Genomic DNA, 23,896 nt, shown 5'->3' with positions numbered 1-23,896 from the left:
AATATGTACATATAGCTAATAAATGCTATCGCTTATCTACACGCCAGGCGTTTTCTTTTTAGTATATTTGGTTGCTACTGTGTTCACAGGATCATCTGGCCATAAATGCCTTGGATACCGACCGCGCATTTCTTTTTTTACTTCCATATAAGGACCTTGCCAAAAACTGGCTAAATCAGCTGTGGCTGCTAATGGTCTTTGTGCTGGCGATAATAGCTCCATTGTTACCGTCATTTTGCCGTGTAATATGGTCGGGCTTTGCGCTAAGCCTAACGCTTCTTGCAATCGTACACTTAATAAAGCTCGTCCTTGTTGTTCGGCGTTATGATAAAAATGCCCATCAACATCTAATGGCATCTGGTAACGAATAGGGGCACGAGTACCTGTTGCCATAGGCCAATGTGTCGGCACTAATTGTTCTAATAGCTGTTGTTGTTGCCAGTTGAGTAAGTTTTTCACCAACCCATAAGCACCAACCTTAGTTAACGCGGCCAGTGAGCGAATGTTATCTAAATAGGGCCCAAGCCAATCTTCTAGTGTCGCTAATAAATGCTCATCGGTTAAGCAAGGCCAATCATGCTCTGGTGTAAAATGACGTGCTAATTCAACCCTATATTGTAACTGGATTAATTTGTCATCACGATTAAGAATTGTTAACCCTTTAATGCGGACCTGTTCCAATAATGCGGCGGTAATTTGTGCGGGCTCTGGTGTAATTCCAGTATCGGTTTTAATAATAACCTCACCGATTTTTGTATGTTTTTCAGCAAAAAACCGCCCTTTTGCTTCATCCCAACCACCGTGAATGTGAGTAGTTACTAACGAAGCAAGCTCTGCCGTAAATAAGCGTTCATCCAATTTGGTAGCAAGGTACACTTGGCCGGCATTACGCCCTTGAGTTTCTTGAAAGTCAGCGACCACTAACCAAGGTTCATGAGCCAAACTATCATCGGCATTGATCACCACACCAGTACCATTACTCAATAAAAAGCCTTCATGACCACGGGCTTTGGCAATACGATCTGGGTAAGCAAGTGCTAACAAATAACTAATATCACGTGTGGATGCATTACGTATTGCTTCATTGACCTGTCCCGATATCGCCAAGGATTGCTGCCATTGTCTTACTTGTTGTTTAATCTGTCCCTGCAAAGCCTCGGTCAAATAATGATGAATATCAGCGCCTTTTTTCGGTAATCCACGGGCTTCAATAATGCCTGCTAAAACGCATGCTAACAGACAAAGCTGTGGCTGATTGTCTTGCAAAGCAAGTTGTTTAGCTTTAAGCAGCATATGCGCTAAGCGCGGATGGCAACCTAATGCATAAGCCTCTCGACCAAGTGGTGTTAACTTATGTTGCTGGTCAATTAATTCCAATTGAATGAGTAACCGCCAAGCAACTTGTTCATGGATCTGCGGCGGTGGTGTGAGCAGCGATAATTCGGCAAATGATTTAGCCCCCCAATTGGCACAATCAAGCGCCATTGCAGTGAGCTCTGCTTGAGTGATTTCGGGTTCATCAACGTTACGCATTCGCCCTTGCTCTTCTTGGCTCCACAAACGCACGCAATAACCAGCTGCTAAACGCCCTGCACGGCCACTACGCTGAATTGCCGAGGCTTGGCTAATACGCTTAAGCCCTAAGCGTGTCACGCCGGTTTTAGGGTTAAAACTCGCTTCACGTCGATAACCACTGTCTATGACAAGGGTAATACCTTCAATCGTTAAACTTGATTCTGCCACATTGGTCGCGAGGACGATTTTACGTTTACCCGGTTCTGCTGCGCGAATGGCGAGATCTTGCTCCGCTGACGACAAGTCGCCATACATAGGACAAATAAGCCATGATGCATCCAAACGCTGAGCTAATAGTCCGGCTAATTTACGGATCTCACCTTTACCAGGTAAAAATGCGAGCACACTACCTTGCTGATATGGCGTTAGATTGGAGTCTGAAATGGTATCGATGATCACACGAGACATGTGCGTTAGCCACATCTGTTGACTTGGACAAGGTTGATAAGCAATCTCAACGGCAAAACTACGGCCATCGCTGTGTATTTTCGCAGCATCAGGCATCAAGGTGTCTAGTGGCAAACCCGACAAGGTGGCTGACATAGCAATAATGTGTAAATCGTCACGTAATGATTGCTGTACTTCCAATGCTAAAGCCAAGCCTAAATCGGTAGGGAGGTGACGCTCGTGAATTTCATCGAAAATAATCACATCAATCCCACTCAGTTCAGGATCTTGCTGGATCATTCGGGTCAAAATACCTTCAGTCACTATTTCTAAACGAGTATTTGCGCTGACTTTTGACTCGCCGCGCACACGAAAACCCACCAGTTGCCCAACAGATTGTCCCAATTGTTTAGCGATAAATTGTGCAACATTTCTGGCGGCGACTCGACGAGGTTCAAGCATCAGAATTTTGCCACTAATTTCAGGCCAAGCTAACATGGCCAATGGCAATGCCGTTGATTTACCCGCGCCGGTAGGTGCTTCAAGAATAATCTGTGAATGGGTGGCAAACTGCTCGCGTAATGCGTTGAGCACCGCGTGAATAGGTAATTTAGTGGTCATCAATGATTCTATTTGCGGCAATGCTTGTTTTGAGGTCAAGGATATTAACTTTTACGGCAATTTTCTAAGGTTCATTCTACCCACAATTGCACCGAAGTGTCATTAACTGCCGGTTTTACGAGTCAATTAATCATCTTTGACCATCAGATCACTTTATTGACTCAATTTATGTTAACCAGGGTGTCCGTAAACCACTCTGTAATTCTGCTAATCGAGTCGGCTTATTAATGGCATAACCCTGGACATAATCGACACCAATATTTTTCAGGTATACACCAATTTCGGTGTTTTCCACAAACTCTGCAATCACTTCAAAGTCCATGTCTTTACCAAGCTGACAAATGGCTGAAACAATGGCTTTATCACTGCGGTTTTCACATAAATTCACCACAAATTGGCCATCAATTTTAACATAATCTACGTCAAGGCATTTCAAATAAGCAAAGCTGGAAAAACCAGAACCAAAATCATCTAAAGCAATTTTACACCCAAAAGGTTCCAGTAAATCGATTAATCCTGTGGCTTGATCTAACTGGCTTACCGCGGCTGTTTCGGTAATTTCAAAACATAATTTACTTACCAGCTCAGGTTCAACCATTAAACGCATTTCGAGCCAATTCATAAATTCTTTATCCGCAAGCGACATAGCTGATAAATTTACCGACACCATAGAAAGTTGCTTCCAGATGGCTAAATTATTGCCACCCCACTTCAATAAATGGTCAATGACCCATTTATCGACTCGTGGCGCTAAGTTATAACGTTCGGCTGCAGGTAAAAATACACCTGGTGATATATATTGGCCATCGCTTTGTACCATACGCAGCAAGATTTCCATGTGAATACCAGTCTCGGGTTTATCTAGCGGCTCAATTAATTGATAAAATAATTCAAACTGATTTAAGGCTAACGCTCCTGTAATATCAACAGAAGCAAGCATTTGGTTATACATGAAGTGCATTTGTGGGTCTTCAGGATTATAAAAATGCCAACAATTGCGACCTTTTTCTTTGGCTAATCGGCAAGCTGCATCCGCTTTACTCATAACGCCATAAATATCAGGATCAGCATAATCTACCTTGGCGATCCCAATACTGGCACTGATATTATGCTTAATACCTTTCCAAATAAATTCATGGTCAAATAATTGCTGACAAATCCGTTTAGCCACTTGTTGTGATGATGACATATCTGAGTAATGCATCAATAATCCAAACTCATCGCCGCCTAAACGTGCAACAACATCACCTTTACGCAGTAATTGTTTTAATCGTGTCGCCACTTGTTGTAGCAGTATGTCACCAGCTTGATGTCCGCTTAAATCATTCACAACCTGAAATTGATCTAAATCGATAAACGCTATACAAGCAGGTACTTGATCTTCTTCATGTAATAGTTCTTCAAGCATGTTTTCAAACTGCAACCGATTGGGTAATCCAGTTAACACATCATAATTTGAATGAAACGACAATTCATCGGTAAGTCGGTAACGCTCAGTCACATCTTCAATCATTAACAATAACTGCTGTTGCTGATTAAGAGCCTGACAAAAACTAAACTTATACCACTTAATTTGAACACCATTTCGTAGCGGCACTTCACACCAAGCTTGGCGTAAAATCCCTTCACGAACAATATGCAATGTATCAAGTAGCAGTGGATGATCGTCTTCACGTAATAAGTTAAATAAACTCTGCCCTATGGTTATAGGTAAACTATGTTTGCTCACCCCATTTTGCAATACCACATTATCGTGTAAATCAATTAGCGCACATGGCATAGGCAATAATTGAAATAACTCTTGATACTGCTTATTTTTGTTATCAAATAGCACTGCTAAACGTCGTAACTCTAATGAAGACGCTAGTTGATATGCAGTGTCTTCAAGTAAATTGAGTACAAATTGACATGGATCGTCATACTGATTGGCCAATGGATTATTATCTGATGCACACAAGGTCCCAAGTACAACCTTAACATTACCCACCTGTAATACTGAGCTCAATCCAAGATGTTTACAGTCAATATCAAGGTCATCAAATATCTCTAAAAGCGGGATTAATATTGGATTGTCGGCAGCGATTAACTCTTGTTCGGCTAAAGAAGCATAAATAATAGGTTGATGATTGCAGAGTATGGATTCAAATAAAGGAAAGTTATCTTGAAGCTGTTGATTAAAAAGTGGTTCTGATGTGGATGATGCACCAAAATAACTGACACATTGTTGTTCAGTGGTATCGATTATATCACTATCAACTGCGAATAATTTATCATATTGACTAGTCAACACAAATGCAGCAGTGCATTCCATTCTTTTGCAAACTAATTGCAGAGCCTGATTAAGCAGTGATAACACCGAAGTATTATTGCCTTCAATAGGTCCATCTGTAAAAACGCTTTTCAATAGTTGCTGTGTACTATTGGTCATTCATCAACTCAGTCAAGGTTAGCAATTCAATTTGCTGGGAGTAAAGTCACTTATCACATGGAGCTTATCGCTAAAGATAAGTACCATATTGGTTAAATAGTTAACTGATAATGTGATAAATTTTTACATTAAGTGCTATTAATAATCTATTCACGCTTATGTTTCAACCCAACTGATCACAGGCTCAACCGAATGCAATCATGTCCATCAACAAGATTATTTGTGGGCTTTAGTCTAGATGAACCACAAACACAACAAATATTACATTTACAACAATCACTTAAACATAAAACAGACACTAACTCCGCAATGGTTTTAGCACACAATTTACATCTAACATTAGGCTTTTTCGGTTCAGTAGATCCGACCAGTTACGCTGATATTCTTACCGCTATAGAACAAATGCCAAAGACCAAATTTAGCCAAACTATCGATACCTTAGATTGGTGGCAAGCTGCAAAAACAATCTGCTTAAAAGGACAGGCCTGTGCATCATTGCACACTATGGCTGATGCCGTTAGGAGAATTGCAGATATTCACCAACTCGCAAAAAATCAATATGACTATATTCCACATATTAGTCTATTTCGCGGGGTGACATCGGTATCACTGCCAAAAACTAAACCGAACATTCAACTCACCATTGCACCGAGCCATTTACATTTATATCAATCGACTCGTCAGCACAATAATGCTCATTATACGATATTAAAAAGTTGGCCTTTAAAGCTCAAAGAATAAAAAAAACCGCCGTCACATAAGGTGAACGACGGCTTTGTCACGCTCAAAAATAATTAGTCTTTCAATAACTCAGCTATCGTCAATACGCCATGAGTTGTGGCACCTGCGCCCCACAATGGTGATGCAGATGATTCAAATGCAGCCGCTAAATCAACATGCAACCAATTTGCTTCTGGCGACACAAAACGCCATAAGAACCCAGCAGCATTTGATGCACCACCAGCGCCACCGCCTTTGGTTGGTCGGCTGTTAGCTGTATCTGCATAAGCTGATGGACACATATCCTTATGCCAAGCATCTAACGGCAACGGCCATACATTCTCAGATACTGCAGCTGCGCTCTTTTGAGCTAATTGTAATGTTGCCATTTGTGGTGAAAAAATCGCATTATAATTTGAACCCACCGCCATCACCGCTGCACCAGTTAATGTTGCTGCGTCAATAATTAAGCCAGCACCCGTTTCTGACGCGGCTTGTAAACCATCTGCCAGTACTAAACGCCCTTCAGCGTCAGTATTAACCACTTCAACCGTAGTACCATTTTTATACGTTAAAATGTCACCTAATTTAAAGGCTCGGCCGCTGATTAGATTTTCCGCACAACAAAGGAATAGCTTAACGCGTTTATTTAACCCCTCCTTCATCGCCAATCCCAACGCTGCAGTAACAGTCGCTGCGCCGCCCATGTCGCATTTCATTGCTAACATGCCTTCTGACGACTTCAAGCTATAACCGCCAGAGTCAAATGTAATGCCTTTACCCACTAAAGCCACAGATACAGGTGCATCAGCGCCTAATGGATTAAAGTCGAGCTCTAACAACGCAGGAGGACGTTCACTACCACGACCAACAGCATGAATACCGACCCATTTTTTCTCTAATAATTCTTGGCCTTCAACAATAGTAAAACTGACATGGTCGCCACCAATATTTTTTAACCAAGACGCAGCTTGATTGGCCAAAGACAACGGCGATAATTCTTCAGGGGTATCATTAATTAATTTACGGGCAAACTGGGCTGCTACAGCACGATGGTTCAACGTCTCTTTGTCAGCATCACTGCCACACCAGTCCACTTGATATCCAGCTTTAGCCGTAGCAAAACCTTGCGCAAATGCCCACTGTGAATGCAAATTCCATAAACCACCCTCTAGCTGCACATCATTGATGCCTTGAGTGCGAATTTTTCTTGCGGCCATTTGCACTTGTCGCAGATCATCGCCACCGGATAAATGGATCGTCGCCTGAGTACCTTGATAAGTGACATCAGCTTTACCCCAATGTTCTGCAGGGGCTTCGGTGGTGAGAGTAACGGTCATAATATTCATAATAATCCCTTTTAGTAAGCCTAATAACATCAATACTCGTGTTTAATCACGAGTCAATGGCAGTAGTGTAGACAAAACATAATCGATAAACCAAGCTAAAGTTTGTTAGCATTGTTGTAAATCAACTCATCAAATGAGTCATCGATGCAATTTACTCCCAAATTAGAATCCGGTGTATTAATTAAACGTTATAAACGCTTTCTTGCTGATATTGAACTGCCTAATGGGCAAGAAATCACCATTCATTGCCCTAATACTGGTTCAATGAAAAACTGTTTATTTCCAGGAGAAAAAGTATGGTTTTCCACCTCAGATAATCCCAAACGTAAATATGCCCACACTTGGGAATTAATGCAGACGGATCAGCAACAACTTATCGGGATTAATACCGGACGAGCCAATGCACTTGCAGAAGAAGCCATTAATCGACAAGTGATACCTGAGCTACTAGGTTATGACAACCTAAAACGTGAAGTGAAATACGGCAATGAAAACAGCCGCATCGATATTTTACTCACTAGCCAAAACCAACCAGACTGCTATATTGAAGTGAAGAGTTGTACCTTACTAGAACAACAGATGGGCTATTTCCCAGATGCTGTGACCACTCGAGGACAAAAGCACCTACGAGAGCTGATGCACATGGTCGCATTAGGACACCGTGCAGTATTATTATTTGTGGTGCAACACAGCGGCATAGAGTGCGTAAAACCCGCACGACATATCGATCCACAGTATGCCGATTTATTTCAACAAGCAGTATTGGAGGGGGTTGAAGTGTTAGCATATAAAACTGAACTTTCACCATTAGAAAGTCAGATAACGACCTCATGTAAAGTGATGGCGTAAATCAAAGAAAAAGTGAAAATAAAAAGTAAAAAATTTGCCACGCTGTAGAGTTTCTGTTATAGATAGCGGCCGTAAATTTAAGACGCCCTTAAAACGCAAATTATTACAGGAGATGCGTTATGCCTCAAGGCACGAAAAAACTTGGCGTACTCGCTATCGCTGGTGTAGATCCTTACCAGGAATCAGCTGGTGAAGAGTATATGAATCCCAAGCAACGTGGTCACTTTAAGTTGATCCTCGAAGCATGGCGTAACCAATTGCGTGAAGAAGTCGACCGTACGTTAACTCACATGCAAGATGAAGCTGCAAACTTTCCTGATCCTGTAGACCGTGCAGCACAAGAAGAAGAATTCAGCTTGGAATTACGTGCACGTGATAGAGAACGTAAACTGATCAAAAAGATTGAAAAGACGTTACAACTAATCGAAGAAGATGATTTTGGTTACTGTAATTCATGTGGTGTCGAAATTGGCATCCGTCGTCTTGAAGCTCGTCCTACTGCCGATCAGTGTATCGACTGTAAGACCCTAGCTGAAATCAAAGAAAAACAAATGGCGGGTTAATCCGTTATCAAAAAGAGCGAGATTATCTCGCTCTTTTGTTTTCTTTATTTAACCGACTTAACAACATCGTTGTTTTACCACCCTATGGTGTGGTGACAAAAGCAATGCTGTATTAGTGACCCCAAAGCATCACCAAACCATGAGTACTACTTCCTATATCGGACGTTTTGCGCCATCCCCATCAGGCCCGCTTCATTTTGGTTCACTCATTGCTGCATTAGGCAGTTATCTTCGCGCGCACAGTCAGCAAGGCCAATGGTTAGTTCGCATAGAAGACATTGATCCCCCACGTGAAGTTACCGGTGCAAGTGATAACATCCTTAGAACACTTGATGCCTATGGCTTACATTGGCATGGCACCGTTTTATTTCAACACCAACGACATCAGGCCTATCAAAACCAAATTGATGCACTTATCGCCAGTGACGATGCTTATTACTGTCAATGTAGCCGAAAAATCATTCAAACCAGCGGTGGTGTATACGATGGCCGTTGCGGTCGGCATCAACCTAGACTGACACACGGCGCGATTCGAATTCGTAATCGGGTTAAAACAGATAGTTTTGTTGATCAAATTCAAGGCCATGTGATTGTTGATAAACACTTTGCTGAAGAAGACTTTATTATTAAACGTAGCGATGGTTTATATGCATATCAACTCGCTGTTGTGCTCGATGATGCCTATCAAGGTATCACTGAAGTTGTCAGAGGTTGTGATTTACTTGAATCCAGTTGCCGACAAATAAGCATGTTTTCACAACTGGGATTGGCTCAACCTAGTTGGCTACATTTACCGTTAGCCTGTACCGAAAAAAGCTTTAAATTATCAAAACAAAATCATGCCCCCGCCATCGATATAATCAAGCCACAGGCGAGTATAAATGCCGCACTAGCCTTCTTGGGCCAGCAAACCGTTGATTATGATTCGGTAGAGGTGATGCTTGAACAAGCCATAGAACAATTTAATATAAGCACTATTCCGGCAAAAAAAGAAATTGTCTTATCGGCGAGAAATAGCTAGCAATCGTTACCATTCAGTATAAGTTATGGCATTAAACCTTTTTAGCACTACGGCATGTATACTCATTCGATTACATTTAATGTATTATACCCGCCAGATTTTTAATCAAATTATTCTAGCATTCCGAGGTGTATTATTTTTCGCCGTATTAGCCAATTCTGCAAACAGCTATTTGAAACCAACAAAGTAGCTCCAGTGCTTGAAGAGTCCATTCAAGAAGATGGCTTGCGTCTGGATATTATCTCCAGAGATGGCCACTCAGTTTCACGTCGTCAAATTAGTGAAAACGCACTAAAAGTACTCTACCGTCTTAATAAATCAGGCTATAAAGCCTATTTAGTGGGTGGTGGTGTCCGCGATATCCTTTTAGGACTTGAACCAAAAGATTTTGACGTCGTCACCAACGCTACCCCAGAAGACATTAAGCGATTATTTCGTAACTGTCGTTTAGTTGGACGTCGCTTTAGATTGGCACACATCGTTTTTGGTCGTGACGTCATCGAAGTAGCCACCTTCCGCGGTCACCACAGTGAAAGCGACGATAAGGTGTCTAAGTCTAATGCTGAAGGGCGTTTATTACGCGACAACGTTTACGGTGGGATTGATGAAGATGCGGAACGTCGTGACTTTACCATTAATGCTCTTTACTACGACATTAATGACTATTCTATTCGCAGTTATGGCGGTGGTATAAACGACCTCAATGCTCGCACAATTAAGCTCATTGGCGATCCAGAAACTCGCTACCGCGAAGATCCGGTGCGTATGCTCCGAGCCGTTCGTTTTGCCACTAAACTTGATATGCAAATCGACGCAGTTACCGCTGACCCCATCAAAGCACTGGCACCATTATTAAGCGATATCCCTGCGGCACGCATGTACGAAGAAGTATTAAAACTCTTCTTTGCCGGTAAAGCAGAAGCCAATTATCAGATGATGCTACGCTTTGGTTTATTCACGCCCTTGTTTCCACAAGTCGGCGAGCTTATCGAAGAATCACCAAAAGGCCATACAGCTAAAATGCTGCAAGCCGTTATGCGCAACACAGATATTCGTGTCAGCGAAGATAAATCAGTCACACCAGCATTCTTTTTCGCGGCCATATTATGGTACCCAATTAAACAACGCGCCGACGATATCGCCATTGAAAGTGGTCTAACGCATTACGACGCACATGTTGCAGCAATGGGCGATGTACTTGAACAACAATGCCGGACCATTAGTTTGCCACGCAGATTTAGCACCCCAGCACGAGACATTTGGCAGCTGCAACTGCGCTTAGAGCGCAGTCAAGGTACACGTGCTTTTAAACTGTTAGAGCACCCTAAATTTAGAGCTGCTTATGATTTACTATTATTACGCGGTGAAGCTGAAGCGGGTAATACCGCCAAGATAGCCGAGTGGTGGAAAGCGTTTGTTGAAGCCGATGAAACTGACCGCAGCGACATAGCGAAAAGCATCAAAGGCAGTAATACTCGCAACAGAAATGCACCACAACGTAAACGACGCCGTAAACCTGTGGCTAAAGCGAAACCAGAAGCTGAGTAATAATGCAGGCAACTCAAGTTTATGTGGCTTTGGGGGCTAATTTAGCCAACCCAACACAACAATTAGATGATGCTGTCGACGCACTTAAAAGATTAGCCTTAGACGGTTCGTTAAGTGTGTCTAGTTACTATCGTTCCAAGCCAATGGGTGACGTTGTACAGCCTGATTACGTTAATGCAGTAGCAGGTTTTATAACAAGCTTACAGCCTGTTGAGTTACTTGATGCATTGCAAGCCATTGAGCAGCAACATGGTCGGGTTAGAATCGAACACTGGGGTCCACGGACCTTAGATTTAGATTTATTATTGTATGGTCAACAACACATAAATGAACCACGGCTTACAGTGCCTCATTACGGCATGAAGCAACGCAGTTTTGTATTAGTGCCATTAGCAGATATTGCTCCAACGCTAACACTGCCTTGCAACACCAGTCTTGAAAGCCTTATTAGTGTAGCAATGCGCGATGAATTGCAAAAACTTATCGATTTAAGTTGATCTTAACAGACAGAACATTAAGCTCAACTTTTAGTATTTCAATATTGTTTTAAGAGTCTACTATGTCAAAAGTCACCGGTTCGACCCTAATCAAGTTCAAACAAGAAGCTAAAAAGTTCACCGCATTAACGGCCTATGATGCCAGTTTTGCCAGCGCATTTGACAGCGAAGGTGTTGATGTACTTTTAGTTGGCGATTCTCTGGGTATGGTACTGCAAGGCCATGACGATACCTTACCAGTAACCATTGCCGATATTGCCTACCACACAGCTTGTGTTAAACGCGGTGTTGCGCGTGCATTACTTATCGCAGACATGCCATTTATGAGCTATAGCACCCCTGAGCAAACCATGACAAACGCTGCAACACTCATGCAAGCGGGTGCCAGTATGGTTAAATTAGAAGGGGGACATTGGTTACTTGAAAGCGTAAAAATGTTAACTGAACGCGGCATACCAGTATGTGCGCACTTGGGGTTAACCCCACAATCAGTCAACGTATTTGGCGGATTTAAAGTACAAGGCCGCGATGCCGACAACGCTCAACGTATACTAGATGAAGCTAAAGCATTACAAGCCGCTGGTGCGCAATTATTAGTGGTTGAATGTATTCCTGCTCCACTTGCTAAAGCCATCACTGAAGCATTAACGATCCCGGTTATTGGTATTGGTGCAGGTGCCGACACTGATGGACAAATTCTGGTAATGCATGATGTTTTAGGGATTTCCAGTGGTTATATTCCGCGTTTTTCTAAAAACTATCTCAAGCAAACTGGTGAAATCCGTTCTGCGATCAGAGCCTACATTGATGAAGTTGCAAACGGAACTTTCCCTGCTGAAGAACATACATTTAATTAATCATTAACTTTGAATGTACATCAAATAACGACGTTGTTTTATTATTAAGGCTCCAACAGAAAATGATTACCACCACTGCTATTTCAACCATTCGCGAACATGTTAATGCTTGGCGTCGTAACGGCGAAACAGTTGCCTTTGTACCAACAATGGGCAACTTACATCAAGGTCACATTGCATTAGTGAATGAAGCCCAAAAGCATGCAGATCATGTGGTTGTATCTATTTTTGTTAACCCACTGCAATTTAGTGCCAACGAAGACTTAGACGGTTACCCACGGTCACTCGCACAAGATAGCGACAAGTTGATGGCTGCCGGAACAGCAATACTGTTCACTCCGACACCAGAGATGATTTACCCTAAAGGTTTAGCACAACAAACATTTGTTGAAGTACCTGATATTGGCAATGAATTATGTGGTGCCAGCCGCCCAGGTCATTTTCGTGGTGTGGCAACTATTGTCACCAAACTGTTTAATATTGTTCAGCCTGATATCGCTTTATTCGGCCGTAAAGACTTTCAACAATTGATGATCATCAAAACCATGGTTGAAGATTTATCGATGCCAATTAAAATAATTGGCGTTGAGACGATTCGCGAACAATCTGGTCTGGCAATGAGTTCACGTAACGGTTATTTAACTGCTGATGAAAAAAACTCTGCAGTAACATTAAAACAGGCACTAGATAATATTATTAGCGCTATTCAACACGGTGAAGCAATACAAGACGCTATCTTAAAAGCCGAAAAAAAGCTGGTTAATGCTGGCTTTACCCCAGATTATCTCGAAGTGAGAAATGCCAATACATTACGTCAAATCACCGCTACAGACAGCGAACTCGTTGTTATTGCCGCCGCGTATCTAGGCAAGGCTCGTTTAATCGATAATGTGTCATTTAAACGTCACTTGAGTTAATACCCACTTAACACAGCAACTTTTATCGACTTAAGCTGATAAATAATAAACAAAGATTTGGTTATTATTTTAAATTCCTATTGTCAATATACTGGCTTTATCGATAAATTTGCGTCATATTTAATCAATACTACTAATGTAATACCATTATTGCCAAAGCCAACTAAACAGAATAATCAGTTGTTAGACTTTAGGGATTATAGATAAGGGTTAGTATTTATAATCTAACGCTCTGATATCGAAAATAGTGATAACAAAAGGATGTGTGGCCGTATGGCAAAAAGACTATTATTGATGGTACTGACCATGAGCGCTTTTACTGCTCAAGCCAATACTATTTACAAATGCATGATGGATGAAAAAGTCGTTTTCAGCCAAACTGTTTGTCCGCAAGAATATAGCCAACATAAAATTGAATACCAATTAGGTATTACCACCGAAATCGACTCTGACAAGCGCGAACTCAAAGAAGATCCATTAACAGCATTGCTTAATAACCAAACTCTTTCGAAACAGAAATTGTTGAAATTGCTTGATGGCGAAATTTATCGCTTAAAGCAAGAAAACAGCTATTTTGAAATATTACGCGCCAGTGAACTGCAAAAGCTCGATCGTAAACGTTACTGGCAGACCAAGCCCAAAGACGATCCCAGTTATGCTTTAGAGCTACAACAGGTGACCAAACGCTTTGATGATCTAAATAAACATAATACAGATTTCATCAGCATATTAGAGCAGCAGAGAACAAAGATCGCTACCGAAACGCCACCCGATAACGATATAAATAATTAGCCTCACTCACCATACCTGCTGAGGTATATTTCAGTTAAATATGTTTTAGTCTGGTTTAAATACCCCAATCATACTGCCACTGGTCTTTTGAGGCGCTTTAATATCAGTTTGCTGCTCACGATAATCACATTCAGTGCATTCAACAGTTTCAATACCATTTTCTTTAAACAATAAAATACTGTCTTTAGCACCGCATTTAGGGCATTTAGCGCCGGCGACAAAACGCTTTTTAATTTTGGTCATGACTTACTCGACTTAGTGGTTACTGACTGAGATGTTTACTCAAGGAGGTAATTTATCTACTTTATGTGCCTATTTTGCCATGATTAGCCCACATGAGTCCCGTGATTGTGGGAAATAAATCGTATATGCGATATTATCTGCACCATTATTCTATTCTCAAATATCAAGTTGTAATTAATGATCAACATTAGCCAAGCTCAGTTAATTCGCGGCAGTAAAACCTTACTCGATGAAACCTCACTGACGATTTATCCCGGACATAAGGTTGGCCTTGTTGGGGCCAATGGTACCGGTAAATCATCACTGCTTGCCTTGATTTTGGGTCATTTGCATCTTGATAAAGGTGAATTCAGCTTCCCTGCAGGTTGGCAAGTTGCCTCAGTAGCTCAAGAAACACCAGCGTTAGATGTCTCCGCATTAGAATACGTTATTGATGGCGATATTGAATACCGTCAACTTGAAGCCGAGTTAGACAAAGCTCAAACCGATAATAACGGTAATGCCATTGCACTTATTCATGGCAAAATTGATGCTATTGGCGGTTATGCCATTCACGCTCGAGCAGGCGCGTTATTAGCCGGCCTAGGGTTTAAGGATGTAGACCAACGCAATCCAGTCAAAAGCTTCTCTGGGGGCTGGCGAATGCGCCTCAACTTAGCCCAAGCCTTGTTATGCCGCTCCGATCTATTATTACTCGATGAGCCAACCAACCACTTAGACTTAGATACTATGTATTGGCTAGAAGGTTGGATAAAATCTTATCAAGGTACGCTTATTTTAATTAGTCACGATCGTGACTTTATTGATGGCATTGTCGGTGAAATTGTTCATGTCGAAAATCACAAATTAAATTATTACAAAGGCAATTACTCTTCTTTTGAACGTGTGCGTGCAGAACGTATGGCACAACAACAAGTGGCCTTTGAGCGTCAACAGAAAGAACGTTCACATATGCAGTCATTTGTTGACCGATTTCGCTATAAAGCCAGTAAAGCTAAACAAGCACAAAGCCGCTTAAAAGCCCTCGAACGCATGGCTGAGTTATTGCCATCACAAGTAGACAATCCATTTCAAATGGCCTTTAGGAAACCTGAAGCCTTACCAAATCCACTAATAGTGATGGAAAATGTCTCTATTGGTTATGAAGATAAAATCATCCTCAAACAAGTTGAGTTAAATCTGGTTCCAGGCGCGCGAATCGGTCTATTGGGCAGAAACGGTGCGGGTAAATCGACACTTATTAAACTGTTATCAGGTCAATTACAGGCCAAAACGGGTAAATACCAACCTAACCCAGGGTTAAACATTGGTTATTTTGCTCAGCACCAAGTTGAATTTTTAAGTCTTGATGATACCCCAATGCAACACTTGGTCAGACTTGCGCCGCCTAATGCTAGCGAGCAAGAATTACGTAGCTTTTTAGGTGGATTTGGCTTTAATGGTGATATGGCTTTGTCGCCCGTACGACCTTTTTCTGGCGGCGAAAAAGCCCGCCTAGTATTAGCATTAGTCGTTTGGCAGCGCCCTAACCTATTGTTACTCGATGAACCCACCAACCATTTAGATTTAGAAATGCGCCACGCGCTCACTATGGCATTGCAAAGCTTTGAAGGCGCAATGGTTATTGTGTCCCATGACCGTCACTTATTACGCTTAAGTTGTAGTGACTATTACTTAGTAGATCAAGGCGCTGTGACACCTTTTGACGGCGACTTAGATGATTATCATCAATGGTTGCTAGATGCCGCAAAATTGGCCCAAGCCAACAATAAAACGGATACAGCCACCAGCGGTAACACGGTTGATAAAAAGCAGCAAAAAAGAATGGCCGCTGAACTACGCCAACAAGTTTCACCTCTGAAAAAACAACAAATAAAGTTAGAGACCCAACAACAGAAAATTAGTAAAAAATTAGCCGAATTAGAAATTGAATTAGCCGATGGCAGCTTATACGAAGCAGAAAACAAGGCTAAAATGACTAATGTTCTCAACGAACGCACCACGCTGACGCAAAGCATGGATGAAAGCGAAATGAATTGGTTAGAGATTCAAGAACAGATTGAAGTTATTGAACAGAATTTTCAATAACAAATTGATTCATATTGATTTATTATTAATTATAGTGTCTATTAATAACATCGACACAGTAAAGGAAATGGTATGTCGCATTCTATTCATCACCAAATGTTTAGTCACACAATTTGGCATCATTGCGAGCAAAGTTATTCAATTAATCCTGAATTTTACATACGCTTACAAGACAGTTACCAAGTAAATATTAACATTTTATTATTAGCCCAATACCTTGATCAACAACATTACGTTTTGATGCAGCAGCACTGGGAAACATTAACCAGTGTAGTGGAAAAATGGGAAGCGAATGTGTTACAACCTTATCGACGATTACGTCGGATCACTAAGGTTCACTTAGCCAACGACGAGTATCAGAAAATGCTCGATGTTGAGTTAATTATGGAACGAAAATCTCAAAATATGCTGTTGCAAAAGTTGAATTTACTGGATGGTGAAACGGTTAACTCCGATCATTGTGGGCCTAGCAATATACAACACTACCTGAGCTTATTCGGCTTAGATGAAGCTATTATGACTGAGTTAAATCCGCAAGGTGTTATTAGTTTGTAATACACCATCACCGTTTATCCAGCAATTGTCCACAGTCCATTAGAGTCACAGTAACATCCACCCATAATGGTATTTTAAGACGATAAAATGGCTATCATTATTAGTTAATCTACAACATTAATTAACAAGTGGTTATGGAAAAATATAGCAGATACAGGCTATAAAGAATGGAGTTGCTTTCTGGCTCACAAGCGCTACCAAGATGACGGAGAAATAACTAACCATTCATCATTATGCTAGTCACATACATAATCAGTATTGGGACAAATGAGCTACCTATCTAATACCGACACATCCTCCTCAGTATCACTTGATATACCGACCATAGCCAGTATATCAAGTTAATTGAGTTAACTAGCTTGAGTTAGCTTCTCAGCTAATGCAGTCGCATTTCGTGCGACAATCCCATAAATAGACAATTGAGGGTTAGCCCCCAAACTGGTGGGAAATACCGAACCATCCATGACCGATAAATTTTCAAGATAATGAGAATGACCAAAGCCATCGACCATTGAAAGGGTTTTATCTTCACCCATTGCACAACCTCCCATCACATGGGCTGAGGCGACAATGGTTTTTAATAAACCTAAATCTGCGTTATTAATCGCCTGCTTCGCTTCACCCCACGAATTAAGAAAAGCCAAGCCATCATGCATTGGTAACACCTTTTTAGCGCCGGCAGCAAACTGCAGTTCCGCCATAGACAAAAATGCTCTGCGTGCACCATCCCAAAAACCTTGGTTTAACGGATAATCTAACGCAAAAGTGGTGTCGGTTAACCTTACCTGTCCACCAGGACATTGTTGATTGAAACCATCACGAATAAGCGCAATGGTGACCTGCATTTGGTTAAAATTAGCCATTAACTGTGCGTGGCTCACACCATAACCAATGGTTTTAGATGCGATCAGCACTGGATGTACAGGCGCAACTTCAAGCTTATAACCTAGATCGCCACTTGCACCATCACGCCAAACAAATTCATCTGAGTATATGGACTGCGGCGCACCACTGTGACCATTAATTTGTTCCGCAAAAATTCCGCCCGATAGCAATGACGGATGTAAAAACGTTTTACCTAATTGCTTATGCGGATCAGGGGTATTTGAACGCATTAAAATCGTCGGCGTATGAATAGCCCCTGCACTTAAAATATAATGCTTAGCGGTGAAGGTAATCTTAACTGACGTTGGTGCTAAACCTTCTGTTAATGCCTGAGCCGTTAAGCCAACAACTTGATCGCCTTTATGTTCAAGTTTGATTACCTTAGCCCGAGAAATCAGCGTTGCACCTTTATCTAATGCGGCAGGTATGGTGGTCACTAGCATTGATTGTTTGGCGTTAACAGGACACCCCATGCCGCAGTAACCGGTATTCCAACATCCTTTTACATTGCGTTTAATAACGGTGTAATCCCAACCTAACTTTTCGCAACCCTCTCGCAAAGCACCGTTATTACGGTTGGGCTCAAATTGCCACTGCTCAATATTGAGCCTCTGTTCCATTAGCTCAAACCAAGGTAGTAAATCTTGCGAAGACAAACCTTTTACCGACTTTTCTTGTTGCCAATAAGCTAAGGTTTGCTCGGGTGTTCTGATGGATGTGGTCCAATTGACTGTTGTTGAACCGCCCACAGTTCGGCCTTGAAATATACCCACGCCTTTATCTGCGGTTTTCATCGCCGCCGCTTGTTGGTACAAATTAGGATAAGCGTGACGTTCTTCCATATCAAAGTGAGTTGATGATTTAAGCGATCCACCTTCAATCATAATCACTTTTAAACCCGCTTCAGTGAGTATCTCTGCAGCGGTACCGCCACCTGCTCCAGTACCAACAATAACTACATCAGCGTCAAAGTGACGATCCATTTCTAAGGTACTGGCATCAATATGATGCCAGCCTGAGCTTAATCCGGTGATAATAGGATCAATAATGGCCAAGGGAGAGCTCCTTACATAAGGGATTAATGCGCGTTATGCACCAAAAAAGTGGGCTTTACATAGCGTAAATTGCCCCAATGTTCCGGACAGGCATAGTAACTTGCCATTATCAATTCACGTAATCCGTTATAAGCGGTTGTTAACATGTCCAAATAGTTATGACGCCAAAACTCTAACATGTCGATCAATTGCTGTGGTTCACGCATTAACAGCGGTGTCATACTGCCACTTAGCAACAATAAGCCAAAGCGTCCTTCAAGCAACTCCAGCAATTCCATCAACTCTTGTTGTTGCTCAATGGGTAAATGAGTTATTGATTGCGAAATCGCATCTAAAGTGCGATTAATCGCAATCTCTTTGTGGCTAGGCACTTCAGGTAATGCACCATCTAAGAACACTGGGATCAGTACACTAAACAAGACTCGGTGATGAATATCATCCATCGAATTGGTGACACTTGGCGAATACAAGTTAACACCTAGCGCGAGTGCCGCAGTTCCGAAAAAAGCACCAGTAATAAAGGATCGTCGCTTCATTTACTTCCCTTTGAGTTTATTGTTGTCAGTATTTTTTATGTGGTAAAGTGGCACGACAAACATTTAAAAATACGTTTAAATTTCACAAACAATTGTAGAATTATTCCATTTATGAAAAAGCTGTTTACTCCGCCTTGGTGGGCTGCAAGTCCACATATCCAAACGATTCTACCATTGCTTTTCAAAGTAGCCAGACCAACAACATTTAGACAGCGACAAGAGTTACCTGACGGCGATTTCATCGATTTAGATTGGTTAGGCCAAGCTCAAAATGGTGAGCCTATCTTAGTGATTATTCATGGCCTTGAAGGTAACACAGAATCACATTATGCACGCAGAATGCTCATTGAAGCAAAAAAAGCCAAATTGTCTGCTGTTGTTCATCATCATCGAGGCTGCTCTGGTGAGCCAAATCGCCTAGCTCGCAGTTATCATAGCGGCGATGTTAACGATTTTGCATTTACCCTAGCACAACTAAAACACTATTATCCTGATTCACCTCTATATGCCGTTGGTTACAGTTTGGGCGGCAATGTATTGGCAAAATACCAAGGTAGCACCGAACGACACAGCCTACTTGAACGGGCTGTTGTGGTGTCTGCACCGCTCAAGTTAGCAGCATGTGCCAAACGCTTAGAAAGTGGCTTTTCAACTCACTATCAGCGATTCTTAATAAAGCGCTTACAACAGAAAATGCTCGATAAAATTAATACCCCAGAGTTGGCCGAGCAAATGCCTATCAGTAAAAGTCAGCTGAAAAAACTGGATACATTTTACTTGTTCGACGATAAAGTCACCGCGCCATTACACGGCTTTACTGACGTCAATGATTACTATCAGCAATCTAGTGGCCTTGCTTATTTACAACATATTACTAAGCCCACATTAGTGATCCACGCCAAAGATGATCCCTTTATGACTGATGATGTCATCCCAAATCAAGAGCAATTATCACCCATGGTTGAATATGAATTGCATGATTTTGGCGGGCATGTCGGGTTTATTGAAGGTGGATGGCCTTGGAAACCACGTTTTTACCTCGAACATCGTATTCTGGAGTTTATTCAACTTGCTGGAGCTACAGTATCAGAGTACGCCCCTCCATCTTCCCAGCGAGATCTTTAATAGGAATACACCATGCTTGTGCCATATGAAGCTTTACTGTCATTACCCCAAGAAACGCTGCAAGGTATCATAAAAGAATATTTATTATCGCAACTTGAAGACGGCAGTTTTAGTGATGCCGATCAGCAACAATTAGCTAGAGCAATGGAACAATGTAAGCTCGCACTAAAAAAAGGTGAGCTAGTGGTTGAGTTTAGTGAGGAGGATGAGTCTATTGCGATACGACAACGCGAACATATTTCGCGTCCATCTGCCGACTAGTCGCAATAAAAAATGATATTATTTCGACAAAATAATCACATTGTTACCTCTGAATAATTGACCGACGGGTGATAATTACCGTATAACTAGTGACTCGATTTTTTACGTCCACAACATTACCTAGGCAAATAACATGTCAGCAAAACACCCTATTATTGCTGTAACTGGTTCATCCGGTGCTGGCACAACAACGACAACTACTGCCTTTACTCATATTTTTAGACAGCTAGGTATTACTGCAGCATTCGTTGAAGGTGACAGTTTTCATAATTTCACTCGCGCAGAAATGGAAGTATTAATTAGAAAGTCACAGGCTGAAAATCGTAATTTAAGTTATTTTGGTCCCGAAGCGAATAACTTCAAAAAACTCGAAGAATGTTTTACCAGTTACGGTGACACAGGTAATGGTCAGACTCGCAGTTATTTACATACGTTCGACGAAGCCGTTCCATTCAACCAAATGCCAGGTACGTTCACCCAGTGGCGTGATTTACCTGAAAATACCGATATGCTGTATTACGAAGGACTACACGGTGGTGTGGTAACAGAAGACGCTGATGTGGCTAAACATATCGATCTTTTGATCGGCATGGTTCCGATAGTCAATTTAGAATGGATCCAGAAAATTATTCGCGATACCAATGATAGGGGTCATAGTCGTGAAAAAGTAATGGGTTCAATTGTGCGCAGCATGGACGATTATATTAAACACATGACGCCACAATTCTCACGTACACATATTAACTTTCAACGGGTTCCCACCGTAGATACCTCTAATCCTTTTAGTGCAAAAGACATTCCGAGCTTAGATGAAAGCTTTGTTGTAATCCGCTTTCGCGGTATTAACAATGTTGATTTCCCTTATTACCTTAATATGATCCAAGGCTCATTTATGTCACGGGTCAATACACTGGTTGTGCCCGGAGGTAAAATGTCATTAGCGATGGAATTAATTTTGACTCCATTAATTAAAGACTTAATGGATAAACGTATCGAGTTGCAAAGTCTAGATGATATTAAGCTCGATTAAGCTTGATTTAAGTCAGAAAGACTAAGATAACCGCATCGTGATTTCAGGCGAAATAACGACAGTTGATGTGTTTAAAGTACTAATCCCCCTTCTCGATCTGTTAGTGCATTAAGCACATCAACGCAATCCAATACCCCGATACTCAAGCCAATATCAACTTTAATACCGTTAAGTGAACCTTAGCGTTTTATTGGCACTACATGAGTGGAATAATTTCTCGATAAGCTTGATTATTTTGGTACTGCTTCAAGCGTAAAATAAATTCATCACTGCGCGCAATCTCCGGTTTATTTCTCAACGCATCAATCGCTTTTTTCTGAGCATCAATAGCAGAAGTAAAATCACCTATTTCTGCATAGGCTGCAGCAAGGTTATCTAATACCGTTGGGTCATTTTGATTATGTTCAAGTAATTTTAACGAAATCGACAGCGCACGTGATCCATCACGATATTGAGCTTCAGGACATGTGGCTAATATCCAAGCTATATTACCCATTGATATTGCATCACCTGCAGCACTAAACTGCTCCATCGCTTTACCACAATTACGTATAACACCATCGCCACCAGCAGAATAAATAAACCCTAAACGAAAATGAGCCCATTTATCTCCTTGCTCAGTCATTTGCAGATACCATTTTTCTGCCAATGCTAAATCTCGTGGAAATAATTTACCTTCAAAAGATAAGTCTGCTAATGTTTGTTGCGCTTTGATATTTTGCTGCTGCGCGGCAAGATTAACCCAACTTAGCCCTTGTTTAGTATCTTGAGCAACATATCGCCCCGAAAGGTTCATTAACCCTAATAAAAATTGGGCATCTGCATCACCCTGCTTGGCTTTAATCTGAATATGAACCAGTTTAGTCGCTGCCAGAGATTGGCTCGAAGGGGGAATAACAAACGCATTAACAGGCAAACTTAGTCCACTCAATAGAGCAACACACACAATAACCCCGATTTGACTAAGTTTTTTCACGCAGACCTCGACAACTATTTATTATACTGATTAAATAACATTAGCTAACTCATGCAACCAATACAATAGACAAATAACATTAGCTATAATTCAATCTCAGTGATAATTAAACAAATTTACAAAAAAAGTCGACTTTCATCACAAACAAAATAAAATTAATCTAAAATTTAACAAGTTAATATACACTACGCACATCTTTAAATACGATCTCTATCAAAGTTTTCATCGTTTCAATAACGTAGAATCCTTAATTAGACATTACTTACTTTCATTTTTAATCAATCGAGGAATATCATATGGCTCTGATTGGTAAGCCAAAACCTGACCCAACATTAGAATGGTTTCTTTCACATTGTCACATTCATAAGTACCCAGCAAAAAGCACGTTAATTCACGCTGGCGAAGATTCTGATACTTTATATTATATCGTTAAAGGTTCGGTCGCAGTATTGATCAAAGATGAAGAAGGTAAAGAAATGATCCTTTCTTATCTGAATCAAGGCGACTTTATCGGTGAGCTTGGATTATTTGAAGAGCAATCTGAACGTACCGCTTGGGTTCGTGCTAAGCAAGCATGTGAAATTGCAGAAATTTCTTATAAGAAGTTTAAGCAACTCATTCAGGTAAATCCTGAGATCCTGATGAAACTTTCGGCGCAAATGGCCTATCGTTTACACAGTACTAGCCAAAAAGTAGGCGACTTAGCGTTTCTTGATGTCGCTGGCCGTATTGCACAAACGCTATTACACCTTGCCAAACAACCAGATGCGATGACACATCCTGACGGCATGCAAATTAAGATCACTCGTCAAGAGATTGGTCAAATTGTCGGTTGTTCACGTGAAACTGTTGGCCGTATTTTGAAGATGCTTGAAGAACAGAATTTGATCCAAGCACACGGTAAAACAATAGTGGTTTACGGCACACGCTAAATACGACTAAAGCTAAATGTTCAAACCTTGATCATAAAAGCTTCAGCTTGATTTAAGCCAAGATACTTAAAGTGGTGTTCATACTC

22 protein-coding genes are annotated in these 23,896 nt (G+C 41.3%); 15 read left to right on the top strand and 7 right to left on the bottom strand.

From position 1 onward, the window contains the following. Positions 1-36: 36 nt before the first annotated feature. The gene (gene hrpB, locus FCN25_RS13295; protein WP_137227407.1) at positions 37-2,583 is read right to left on the bottom strand and encodes an ATP-dependent helicase HrpB; all 2,547 of its coding nucleotides are present in this window, start codon (positions 2,581-2,583) and stop codon (positions 37-39) included. A gap of 166 nt (positions 2,584-2,749) precedes the next feature. After that, positions 2,750-5,011, bottom strand: coding sequence for a bifunctional diguanylate cyclase/phosphodiesterase (locus FCN25_RS13290; protein WP_137225544.1), 2,262 nt, complete (start codon positions 5,009-5,011; stop codon positions 2,750-2,752). Positions 5,012-5,203: 192 nt separating this feature from the next. Between FCN25_RS13290 and thpR the strand changes: the two genes are divergently transcribed. Further along, a complete protein-coding gene (gene thpR, locus FCN25_RS13285; RefSeq protein ID WP_137225542.1) occupies positions 5,204-5,752 on the top strand; it encodes an RNA 2',3'-cyclic phosphodiesterase in 549 nt (182 codons plus the stop codon). 53 nt (positions 5,753-5,805) lie between these two features. On the opposite strand, the gene pepB is transcribed toward thpR, so the two are convergent. Then, entirely contained in the window at positions 5,806-7,080 is a 1,275-nt protein-coding gene (gene pepB, locus FCN25_RS13280; protein ID WP_137225540.1) for an aminopeptidase PepB, read from the bottom strand. A gap of 144 nt (positions 7,081-7,224) precedes the next feature. Between pepB and sfsA the strand changes: the two genes are divergently transcribed. The 8 genes from sfsA (at position 7,225) to FCN25_RS13240 (ending at position 14,124) form a co-directional block, all read left to right on the top strand. Continuing rightward, complete coding sequence (sfsA, locus tag FCN25_RS13275) at positions 7,225-7,929, top strand: DNA/RNA nuclease SfsA (RefSeq protein ID WP_137225538.1); 705 nt, start codon at positions 7,225-7,227, stop codon at positions 7,927-7,929. A gap of 119 nt (positions 7,930-8,048) precedes the next feature. Continuing rightward, on the top strand, positions 8,049-8,492 hold the full coding sequence (gene dksA, locus FCN25_RS13270; protein ID WP_137225536.1) for an RNA polymerase-binding protein DksA: 444 nt from the start codon (positions 8,049-8,051) through the stop codon (positions 8,490-8,492). Positions 8,493-8,631: 139 nt separating this feature from the next. Next, the gene (gluQRS, locus tag FCN25_RS13265) at positions 8,632-9,513 is read left to right on the top strand and encodes a tRNA glutamyl-Q(34) synthetase GluQRS (protein WP_137225534.1); all 882 of its coding nucleotides are present in this window, start codon (positions 8,632-8,634) and stop codon (positions 9,511-9,513) included. 240 nt (positions 9,514-9,753) lie between these two features. After that, positions 9,754-11,061 (top strand): polynucleotide adenylyltransferase PcnB, encoded by a 1,308-nt coding sequence (gene pcnB, locus FCN25_RS13260; RefSeq protein WP_167496117.1) that lies wholly within the window; start codon positions 9,754-9,756, stop codon positions 11,059-11,061. Between the two features lie 2 nt (positions 11,062-11,063). Then, positions 11,064-11,558, top strand: a complete 495-nt coding sequence (folK, locus tag FCN25_RS13255) for a 2-amino-4-hydroxy-6-hydroxymethyldihydropteridine diphosphokinase (protein WP_137225530.1) — start codon at positions 11,064-11,066, stop codon at positions 11,556-11,558. A 62-nt stretch (positions 11,559-11,620) separates the two neighbouring features. Next, the gene (gene panB / locus FCN25_RS13250; RefSeq protein ID WP_137225528.1) at positions 11,621-12,415 is read left to right on the top strand and encodes a 3-methyl-2-oxobutanoate hydroxymethyltransferase; all 795 of its coding nucleotides are present in this window, start codon (positions 11,621-11,623) and stop codon (positions 12,413-12,415) included. 62 nt (positions 12,416-12,477) lie between these two features. After that, positions 12,478-13,332 (top strand): pantoate--beta-alanine ligase, encoded by an 855-nt coding sequence (gene panC / locus FCN25_RS13245; protein WP_137225526.1) that lies wholly within the window; start codon positions 12,478-12,480, stop codon positions 13,330-13,332. Between the two features lie 273 nt (positions 13,333-13,605). Beyond that, positions 13,606-14,124: a DUF4124 domain-containing protein gene (locus FCN25_RS13240; protein ID WP_137225524.1), complete on the top strand. Its 519-nt coding sequence runs from the start codon at positions 13,606-13,608 to the stop codon at positions 14,122-14,124. A 45-nt stretch (positions 14,125-14,169) separates the two neighbouring features. Here FCN25_RS13240 and FCN25_RS13235 read toward each other — a convergent pair whose 3' ends face one another. Next, a complete protein-coding gene (locus tag FCN25_RS13235; RefSeq protein ID WP_137225522.1) occupies positions 14,170-14,367 on the bottom strand; it encodes a YheV family putative zinc ribbon protein in 198 nt (65 codons plus the stop codon). Between the two features lie 177 nt (positions 14,368-14,544). Here FCN25_RS13235 and FCN25_RS13230 point away from each other — a divergent pair, with 177 nt between their 5' ends. Beyond that, complete coding sequence (locus FCN25_RS13230) at positions 14,545-16,455, top strand: ABC transporter ATP-binding protein (protein WP_137225520.1); 1,911 nt, start codon at positions 14,545-14,547, stop codon at positions 16,453-16,455. 72 nt (positions 16,456-16,527) lie between these two features. Then, the gene (locus tag FCN25_RS13225; RefSeq protein ID WP_137225518.1) at positions 16,528-17,010 is read left to right on the top strand and encodes a TIGR02444 family protein; all 483 of its coding nucleotides are present in this window, start codon (positions 16,528-16,530) and stop codon (positions 17,008-17,010) included. 350 nt (positions 17,011-17,360) lie between these two features. On the opposite strand, the gene FCN25_RS13220 is transcribed toward FCN25_RS13225, so the two are convergent. Then, positions 17,361-18,950: a GMC family oxidoreductase gene (locus FCN25_RS13220; RefSeq protein WP_137225516.1), complete on the bottom strand. Its 1,590-nt coding sequence runs from the start codon at positions 18,948-18,950 to the stop codon at positions 17,361-17,363. Between the two features lie 23 nt (positions 18,951-18,973). Then, complete coding sequence (locus FCN25_RS13215; protein WP_137225514.1) at positions 18,974-19,486, bottom strand: TAT leader-containing periplasmic protein; 513 nt, start codon at positions 19,484-19,486, stop codon at positions 18,974-18,976. 111 nt (positions 19,487-19,597) lie between these two features. Between FCN25_RS13215 and FCN25_RS13210 the strand changes: the two genes are divergently transcribed. The 3 genes from FCN25_RS13210 to FCN25_RS13200 all read left to right on the top strand — a co-directional run bounded on the left by FCN25_RS13210 (position 19,598) and on the right by FCN25_RS13200 (position 21,902). Beyond that, positions 19,598-20,611 carry a hydrolase gene (locus tag FCN25_RS13210; protein WP_137225512.1) on the top strand — a complete coding sequence of 338 codons (1,014 nt, stop codon included), beginning with the start codon at positions 19,598-19,600 and terminating at the stop codon, positions 20,609-20,611. Between the two features lie 12 nt (positions 20,612-20,623). After that, positions 20,624-20,872, top strand: coding sequence for a YheU family protein (locus FCN25_RS13205; protein WP_137225510.1), 249 nt, complete (start codon positions 20,624-20,626; stop codon positions 20,870-20,872). A 133-nt stretch (positions 20,873-21,005) separates the two neighbouring features. Beyond that, positions 21,006-21,902, top strand: coding sequence for a phosphoribulokinase (locus tag FCN25_RS13200; protein WP_137225508.1), 897 nt, complete (start codon positions 21,006-21,008; stop codon positions 21,900-21,902). 196 nt (positions 21,903-22,098) lie between these two features. On the opposite strand, the gene FCN25_RS13195 is transcribed toward FCN25_RS13200, so the two are convergent. Then, the gene (locus tag FCN25_RS13195; protein ID WP_137225506.1) at positions 22,099-22,878 is read right to left on the bottom strand and encodes a tetratricopeptide repeat protein; all 780 of its coding nucleotides are present in this window, start codon (positions 22,876-22,878) and stop codon (positions 22,099-22,101) included. Positions 22,879-23,174: 296 nt separating this feature from the next. Between FCN25_RS13195 and crp the strand changes: the two genes are divergently transcribed. Beyond that, positions 23,175-23,810, top strand: a complete 636-nt coding sequence (gene crp / locus FCN25_RS13190; RefSeq protein WP_137225504.1) for a cAMP-activated global transcriptional regulator CRP — start codon at positions 23,175-23,177, stop codon at positions 23,808-23,810. Positions 23,811-23,896: the final 86 nt, after the last annotated feature.

This window comes from Shewanella sp. MEBiC00475, from assembly GCF_005234075.1.
Lineage (GTDB): Bacteria > Pseudomonadota > Gammaproteobacteria > Enterobacterales > Shewanellaceae > Shewanella > Shewanella polaris.
Note: the sequence above shows the minus strand (reverse complement) of the source record. Positions and strands in the feature narration are given on the sequence as shown.

Coding starts and splice junctions, on each gene's coding strand:
- sfsA (WP_137225538.1), top strand. CDS start 7,225: ATGCAATTTACTCCCAAATTAGAATCCGGTGTATTAATTAAACGTTAT.
- FCN25_RS13225 (WP_137225518.1), top strand. CDS start 16,528: ATGTCGCATTCTATTCATCACCAAATGTTTAGTCACACAATTTGGCAT.
- gluQRS (WP_137225534.1), top strand. CDS start 8,632: ATGAGTACTACTTCCTATATCGGACGTTTTGCGCCATCCCCATCAGGC.
- FCN25_RS13215 (WP_137225514.1), bottom strand. CDS start 19,486: ATGAAGCGACGATCCTTTATTACTGGTGCTTTTTTCGGAACTGCGGCA.
- FCN25_RS13210 (WP_137225512.1), top strand. CDS start 19,598: ATGAAAAAGCTGTTTACTCCGCCTTGGTGGGCTGCAAGTCCACATATC.
- hrpB (WP_137227407.1), bottom strand. CDS start 2,583: ATGACCACTAAATTACCTATTCACGCGGTGCTCAACGCATTACGCGAG.
- FCN25_RS13200 (WP_137225508.1), top strand. CDS start 21,006: ATGTCAGCAAAACACCCTATTATTGCTGTAACTGGTTCATCCGGTGCT.
- FCN25_RS13235 (WP_137225522.1), bottom strand. CDS start 14,367: ATGACCAAAATTAAAAAGCGTTTTGTCGCCGGCGCTAAATGCCCTAAA.
- panB (WP_137225528.1), top strand. CDS start 11,621: ATGTCAAAAGTCACCGGTTCGACCCTAATCAAGTTCAAACAAGAAGCT.
- FCN25_RS13205 (WP_137225510.1), top strand. CDS start 20,624: ATGCTTGTGCCATATGAAGCTTTACTGTCATTACCCCAAGAAACGCTG.
- panC (WP_137225526.1), top strand. CDS start 12,478: ATGATTACCACCACTGCTATTTCAACCATTCGCGAACATGTTAATGCT.
- dksA (WP_137225536.1), top strand. CDS start 8,049: ATGCCTCAAGGCACGAAAAAACTTGGCGTACTCGCTATCGCTGGTGTA.
- crp (WP_137225504.1), top strand. CDS start 23,175: ATGGCTCTGATTGGTAAGCCAAAACCTGACCCAACATTAGAATGGTTT.
- FCN25_RS13290 (WP_137225544.1), bottom strand. CDS start 5,011: ATGACCAATAGTACACAGCAACTATTGAAAAGCGTTTTTACAGATGGA.
- FCN25_RS13240 (WP_137225524.1), top strand. CDS start 13,606: ATGGCAAAAAGACTATTATTGATGGTACTGACCATGAGCGCTTTTACT.
- FCN25_RS13230 (WP_137225520.1), top strand. CDS start 14,545: ATGATCAACATTAGCCAAGCTCAGTTAATTCGCGGCAGTAAAACCTTA.
- folK (WP_137225530.1), top strand. CDS start 11,064: ATGCAGGCAACTCAAGTTTATGTGGCTTTGGGGGCTAATTTAGCCAAC.
- pepB (WP_137225540.1), bottom strand. CDS start 7,080: ATGAATATTATGACCGTTACTCTCACCACCGAAGCCCCTGCAGAACAT.
- thpR (WP_137225542.1), top strand. CDS start 5,204: ATGCAATCATGTCCATCAACAAGATTATTTGTGGGCTTTAGTCTAGAT.